The 6,590-nt window shown below is 62.6% G+C and carries 7 protein-coding genes; 2 read left to right on the forward strand and 5 right to left on the reverse strand.

Translation table 11 applies throughout. The features are described from left to right. The first annotated feature begins 96 nt into the window (after positions 1 to 96). A complete protein-coding gene (locus AAFH49_RS17725; RefSeq protein ID WP_342300267.1) occupies positions 97 to 753 on the forward strand; it encodes a response regulator in 657 nt (218 codons plus the stop codon). Positions 754 to 826: 73 nt separating this feature from the next. Here the strand turns inward: AAFH49_RS17725 and AAFH49_RS17730 are convergent, their stop codons facing one another. Beyond that, a complete protein-coding gene (locus tag AAFH49_RS17730; RefSeq protein ID WP_342300269.1) occupies positions 827 to 1,543 on the reverse strand; it encodes a DUF1345 domain-containing protein in 717 nt (238 codons plus the stop codon). A gap of 108 nt (positions 1,544 to 1,651) precedes the next feature. Here AAFH49_RS17730 and AAFH49_RS17735 point away from each other — a divergent pair, with 108 nt between their 5' ends. After that, positions 1,652 to 3,142, forward strand: coding sequence for a nicotinate phosphoribosyltransferase (locus tag AAFH49_RS17735; protein ID WP_342300270.1), 1,491 nt, complete (start codon positions 1,652 to 1,654; stop codon positions 3,140 to 3,142). An 89-nt stretch (positions 3,143 to 3,231) separates the two neighbouring features. Here AAFH49_RS17735 and AAFH49_RS17740 read toward each other — a convergent pair whose 3' ends face one another. The 4 genes from AAFH49_RS17740 to AAFH49_RS17755 all read right to left on the reverse strand — a co-directional run. After that, positions 3,232 to 3,717, reverse strand: a complete 486-nt coding sequence (locus AAFH49_RS17740; protein WP_342300272.1) for a hypothetical protein — start codon at positions 3,715 to 3,717, stop codon at positions 3,232 to 3,234. Positions 3,718 to 3,873: 156 nt separating this feature from the next. Further along, entirely contained in the window at positions 3,874 to 4,299 is a 426-nt protein-coding gene (locus tag AAFH49_RS17745; protein ID WP_342300273.1) for a hypothetical protein, read from the reverse strand. 360 nt (positions 4,300 to 4,659) lie between these two features. Next, the gene (locus AAFH49_RS17750; RefSeq protein WP_342300274.1) at positions 4,660 to 5,412 is read right to left on the reverse strand and encodes a DUF4262 domain-containing protein; all 753 of its coding nucleotides are present in this window, start codon (positions 5,410 to 5,412) and stop codon (positions 4,660 to 4,662) included. Between the two features lie 84 nt (positions 5,413 to 5,496). Continuing rightward, positions 5,497 to 6,590, reverse strand: a 1,094-nt coding sequence (locus AAFH49_RS17755; RefSeq protein ID WP_342300276.1) for an AIR synthase-related protein, incomplete at its 5' end; no start/stop codon positions are given.

A 6,590-nucleotide genomic window follows, 5' to 3' on the forward strand; every position in this document is an offset into this window, starting at 1 on the left:
TTTAGTACAAATACGTAGCCCTTTCTTACGTATAAGCTAAGTTCCCAACTTTGTTGCGCGCCGCCCGTTTTGCCTAGTTCCAACTCTCCTCCCGCTATGACCCGACTTCTTCTTGCCGATGACCACACCATCCTGCGTGATGGCATCCGCGCGCTTCTCTCTGCCGAACCGGACCTCGACGTGGTGGGCGAAGCCAGCAACGGGGCCGAAGTGCTGGCCCTGCTCGAAACCACGCCCGTGGATGTGGTGCTGATGGACGTGCAGATGCCCGTGCTCGACGGCTTTTCCACCATGCCGGAGCTGCGCCAGCGCTTTCCCGAGGTGCGCGTGCTGGTGCTCACCATGCTCGACCACGAAAACTACGTGGCCCGGATGATGGAAGCCGGCGCGCTGGGCTACGTGCTCAAGAACGCGGCCATCAGCGAAATCACGCACGCTATTCGGACCGTGGCGACGGGCAACCCGTTTTTGTGCACCGAAATCGGCCTGAATATGCTCTACAAAGCCGTGGCCCAACGCAGCAGCACCGAGGATGCGGCGAATGAAGGCCACTCCGGGGCCGACCTCACGGCCCGCGAGCTGGAAGTGCTCAAGCTCATCGCCGAAGGCATGACCAACGGCGAAATCGCCGACAAGCTCTTCACCAGCAAGCGCACCATCGAAACCCACCGCCAGAACATCATCGCCAAAACCCAGGCCAAGAACACCGCCGCCCTCATCAAGCTGGCCGTGAGCCGGGGGCTCATTTCTTGAGTTAAGAGTTAAAGGTTAGGAGTTAGGCCGGCTGCTAGTCGCAAAATGCCTTGCGGCGGGCTTAACTCCTAACTCAATTAAGCATCCCGCCGATGGTGCCGATGGTGAGGGCCACGATGACGGTGTTGAAGATGAAGGCGATGAGGCCGTGCAGCAAGGCCGCGCGGCGCAGCTCGCGGTTGCCGATGCCGATGTCGGCGGTTTGGGCCGTCATGCCGATGATGAAGGAGAAATAGGCGAAGTCCACGTAGTTGGGCGTGAGCTTGGGGCCTTTGTCTTTGCCCTGGTCGTCGGGGAATACGAGGCCGCCGATATCATGGCCGGTGTCTTCGTCGGCGTTGTAATAAGTGTGGGCGTAGCGCAGCGTAAACACGAGGTGCACCAGCGTCCAGGCCAGCACCACGGCGGCCACGCTCAGGATGACGTGCAGGGCCCGTAAGTCTTTCGAGATGCCTTTGAGGGAGCCCATGAGGCCCACCACCGCGCCCAGACTGGCCAAGGCCGCGCCCACCACCAGCACGAAAGCTTGGGTGCGGGGCAGGTCTTCGGAAGCGGCCACGCGGCGGATGTCGTCAGTGTCGGCCTGCCACATGCCCAGGATTACCAGACTTAGGTCGGTGGCGGCGAAGCCTACCCAGCCCACTACTACGCGGGCCAGCGTGCCCAGCAGGTGGGGGGCCAGCAGTGCCGCCGCCGCGCCAATTATTACCGCCAGGGCCAGCCGCCAGCGCACGTCCATTGCCCGGGCCCACACGATGGGGCGCGGGCTTTTTGTCTTGTTTTTACTCATTTGGCCGCCAAGGTAGTGCGGCCCCGCCGATGCTGCCCCAACGACCGGACCGGCCGGAATAGCCGCCGCGTCGTAAGCGAATGCGTCGTTTCACTGTTATTTCGCTCTATGAATGCTGCTCCCCTCTCCGGCCTCTACGCGCCCTCGCTCGCCCTCGTCACCGACTTATACCAGCTCACCATGGCCTACGGCTACTGGCAGCAGGGCTTGCAGGACCGGGAGGCGGTGTTTCACCTGTATTTCCGCAAGGCTCCGTTTCAGGGGGGCTACGCGGTAGCGGCCGGGCTGGCTCTGGCCGTGGATTGGGTCGAGAACCTGCAATTTTCGGACGATGACCTGGCCTATCTCGGCAGCCTGCGGGGCAGCAAGGGCGGGGTGATGTTCCCGGCCGAATTCCTGCGCTACCTACGTGAGTTGAAGTTCACCTGCGACATCGACGCCATGCCCGAGGGCACGGTGGTGTTCGGCAACGAGCCCATTATGCGGGTGCGCGGGCCGCTGCTGCAAGCCCAGCTGCTGGAAACGGCCCTGCTCACGCTCATCAACTTTCAGACGCTGGTGGCTACCAAGGCTGCCCGCATCCGCGAAGCCGCCGGCCCCACCGACCAGATTCTGGAGTTCGGCCTGCGCCGCGCCCAAGGCTTCGATGGGGGCCTGGGGGCCAGCCGGGCGGCCTACCTGGGCGGCGGCGATGCCACCAGCAACGTGCTGGCCGGGCAGCGCTATGGCATTCCGGTGCGCGGCACCCACGCCCACAGCTGGGTAATGGCCTTTGAGAACGAAGTGCAGGCCTTCTCGGCCTACGCGCAGGCGTTTCCCGACGACTCGGTGTTTCTCGTGGATACGTATGACACGCTGGAGGGCGTGCGGCAGGCCATTCACGTAGCCCGGGACATGCGCGCCCGGGGGCATGAGCTGGCCGGCATCCGGCTCGATTCGGGCGATTTGGCCTACCTGAGCCGGGAGGCGCGGGCGGTGCTGGACGAGGCCGGTTTCCCGGAAACGCGCATCGTGGCCAGCAATGATTTGGAGGAAAACCTCATCACCAGCCTCAAGCAGCAGGGCGCGCGCATTGATACCTGGGGCGTGGGCACGCAACTCGTGACGGCCTACAACCAGGCCGCGCTGGGGGGCGTGTACAAGCTGGCGGCCCTGCGCAAGGCCGATGATTCGGGCTGGGATTTCACCATCAAGCTCTCGGAGCAGGTGGCCAAAACCAGCATTCCGGGCATTTTGCAGGTGCGCCGCTACCTCGGCGAGCACGGCAAGCCCCGCGCCGACATGCTCTACAACACGGCCGAGGACCTGCCCAACCACCTAATCCTGATTGACCCCGCCGACAGCACCCGCCGCCTGCCCATCCGCCCCGAAACCCAGTACCGCGAGTTGCTGGAGCCGGTGTTCCGGCGCGGCCGCCGCGTGCTCGACCTGCCCACCCTGGCCGAAAGCCGCGCCCTCGCCCAGCGCGAGGTGCAGGCCCTGGACCCCGGCGTGCGCCGCTTCCTCAACCCCCACACCTTCCCCGTGGGCCTCGAAATGGGCCTCTACGAATACCGCACGAGCCTCATTCTGGAGAAGCGCCCGGTGCGCCCGGCGTAGTTTTTAGCATCGAATAAGCAGGCCCGGGTGCTTTGGCGTTGCCGGGCACACCGGGCTTTTTTGTTTGAGCCGGGCAGTGCGGCCCTGGCTTATTCCGGGTCCCAATCGGAGGGCGCGGGCAGGGGCATCGCCAGGGCCACGGGCGCGGAGCGCAAGGGGCCGTGCTGCACGAAAGCGGTGCTGAACAACGCAATGACCAGGCAGAAAAACACGGCCAGCACCGTCACAAACTGGTGCGAAAACAGGGTCTTTTTGGCCGCGATGAGCATCAGGGCCAGCACCAGGAGGAGGGCATTGGCGGCCAGTACGAGCACGCCGCTGCCCGGCCAATGCAGGAACTTGAACACCACGCCCAGGATGCCCACGGTCAGGGTGGCCACCATCACGTAGTTCAGCAGCTCGGACGTGCCCACTTCGGCATTGGCACGGGCGGTGAAGCCGAGCACCGAAACCAGCAGGGCCCCGAAGCCGAGGAGTATCAGCACATCGGCCCCGCGCCACCATTCCACCTTGAAATACACGCCCAGCAGGCCGAGGAGCAGGGCTGCGCCGTTGAGGACTTTTTTACTGTTCATTGCCGGGGGAATAAGCCAGTGTGGCGGCCAATGCCCCGGAAAGCCGGGGGCGCTAAAGCCTCCACCCTTCCCGCACTAACCGACCATAAACTTCCCGCCTTTTCGGAACAATGGCAATACCCGGAAATAGGTATATTTCAACCCATGCGGGGCGGCTCAGGCCGTGGGCCGGGCCGGCGGCACCTCGCACCGCCCGATGGCCAGCAGCCAGTCCTCGCCCCAGCGGCTGAGGCGGTACTGGCGGCGCGGCCCGATGCGCTCCCACGTCAGCAGCCCCACCGCCACGAGGGCATTGTGGGCGCGGCTGCCGGCCACCCGCTCAATGCTGGCGGCTTCGGCCAGGTCGGCGGCGGTCTGGGTTTCGTTGCGCAGGAAGCAGGTCATCATGCGGGCCTGGGTGTCGTTGCCGCGCCCGTTGCTGTGGGGCACCAGCGGCTCCAGTGCCGCCATCAGCCGCGCGTGGAACTGCCCGGGCTCATACGGGTCGGAGTAAGTGACGACGGGCGGCACATCACGCCGGGCAATGCGCCCGGCCAGGCCCTCCAGCAGGGGTTCGATGGTACGCTTAGCGGGGGTATCCATAACGGGCAGCGGCAGCGGAACAGCCTGCCGCAACTAAGTTACGATACAAAGTCGGGCAGCTTGTATCGTTGCAACGGCGTTCTGTTCACACTTTCAAACGTTTTGTATTGTTGCGAGTGCGCGTTATTCGTATTTCTGCGCAGTTTGTATTGTTGCAACCGGTTGCTGTTCGCATTTCTGCACAGTTTGTATTGCTGTACGTGCGCGCTATTTGTATTATCGGGCAGCTTGTATTGTTGTACGTGCGCGTTGTTCGCATTTCTGCACCGTCTGTATCGTTGCAGGCATCCGTTGGGCTGTATTTGGCAGGGTTTGTATCGCCACAAGAACTGCACTGCGGTAAAACGGTAGGTTACACTTCTACTCCTCTGCCTCAATTGCCTCCCTCGCCCACTTTGCGCCGACAAATTCGCGCGTTGCCGTCTGGCCCGTTGGCAGATTGAACAGTTCGTTTACCGACTGGTCACGGTTCACGACTTCTTCCAGACAAACAACCATCATGTCAGCGTCGGCCGCTTCGTCTTCGGTCAAAAACTGCCACGAGCCGTCGTCATCGTTGTGTAATACCCGCAGGATGGGCTTGCCTTCTTTGAAAATCTGCCTTGCTACAAAGGCCGCGACGTTTCGGTACTCGAAAAACTTGAAGTCAAGCTTTTGGTCAAGGAAAGGCTGGTCCAGTTTGTAGCCCTCATCGAATTCCGGCTCCCAGGGAAATTTACCGCCTTTATCCGTCCAGAATAATTGCAGCGCGGGGAAGGCTTCGTACTCGTAAAACCACTGAGCACAGCCGAAATAATCAGGAATGTTATCCGCATCAACCTGCCGAAACTGAACCGGGTGCAGCTCCAGAATCTCGAAGTTATCGACAGCTGTTTCCAAGGGATTGCCAGCTTTGATGATGTCACCGGCATCGTTCAAAATGGCGTGCATCGTATCGAGCGGCAAGCCAAAGGCAATTAGTTCGGGATGGTTGAAATTTTTCCAAAGGCCAATGGTATAAGCGAAGGCGGGCGTGGCGGTATCTGCTTCAAATAAGCAGACCGTCCAGCCATGTTTTTCAACATCGTTTTTAATGTTGATTTCGGCCTGGGTATCGTGTTCTTCGTGCGACATGGCGGTAAAAGTAGCTTAGGCTCCGCCACAAAAAAGCCCTGCCGTCTTGATTGACGACAGGGCTTTTTATTGGGTCAATTAACCTTACGCGTACCGCAGTTCCCCCGCGGCCACGCGTAGCGTCACGCCGGGCTCGGCGGTGAGGTGGCCTGCCACCTGGGCCAGGTAGCCGCTGGCGCGCAGCGAGGCCACCACGGCGGCGGCGCTGGCGTCTTCGGTCACGATGAGCATACCGGTGCCCATGTTCCAGTAGAGGTAGGCGGTTTCGGCATCGATGCCGCCGATTTCGCAGAGGCGCTGCATGGCGGGGAAGGGCTCGAAGATGTTGTCCAGCACCGCGCCGAGGCCGTTTTTGAGGACGCGCTTGAAGTTGTCGGCCACGCCGCCGCCCGTGATGTGGGCGATGCCGTGCAGCGGCAGGCCGGCATCGAGCAGGGCCGCCACGCCGGGCGAGTAGATGAGCGAGGGCTCCAGCATGGCCTCGCCCCAGTTGGCAAACTGGTCGGGGCCGTCGTAGGGCGCGTCGTGCCAGTTTTCGCCGAAGAGGCGGGAGAGGGTTTTGCGGGCCAGCGAGTAGCCGTTGGAGCGGAACGAGGGCGAGCGCAGGGCCACCACCGCGTGGCCGGCCTGGGCGGTTTTGCCGCTCAGGGGCTGGGCTAGGCTGGGGTGCAGCACCCCGATGGCCGTGGAGCACCAGTTGAAGTTCATCTTGGCCCCCGGCCAGCCGCCGATGCGGTTGCCAAGCTCCGCGATTTCGCCGCCCGTGATGGCGATTTGGGCGAAGTTGGCGGCATCGTGCAGGCCGCGCATCAGCTGGTCCACCACATCGTAGTCGAGGTGGTTCACGTCGATGATGTTGGAGAGGTTGGTGGGCACGAAGCCGGCGGCGATGAGGTCGTCGGCCGTCATGGCGATAAGGTCGTAGCCGAGCGAATCGTACTTGTTCAGGCGCTCGGCCACCTCAATCTTGGTCCCGATGCCGTCGGAGCTGATGCCGAGGCGCTCGGCCCCGAAGCGGATTTCGTTGGAGAAGCCGCCGTCGAGGTCCTGGGCGGGCTCGCCGGGCTTGCCGGCGCGGTTTGCGAAGGTTTTTTTCGACCAGTTGTAGGCGTTGCGCGAGGCGGCGTTGCCTTCTTCGATGGAGTAGCCGGCGGGGTTGTTCATGGGCAGTTGGAACG

Origin of the sequence: Hymenobacter segetis (genome assembly GCF_038448715.1) — a bacterium.
GTDB lineage: Bacteria > Bacteroidota > Bacteroidia > Cytophagales > Hymenobacteraceae > Hymenobacter > Hymenobacter segetis.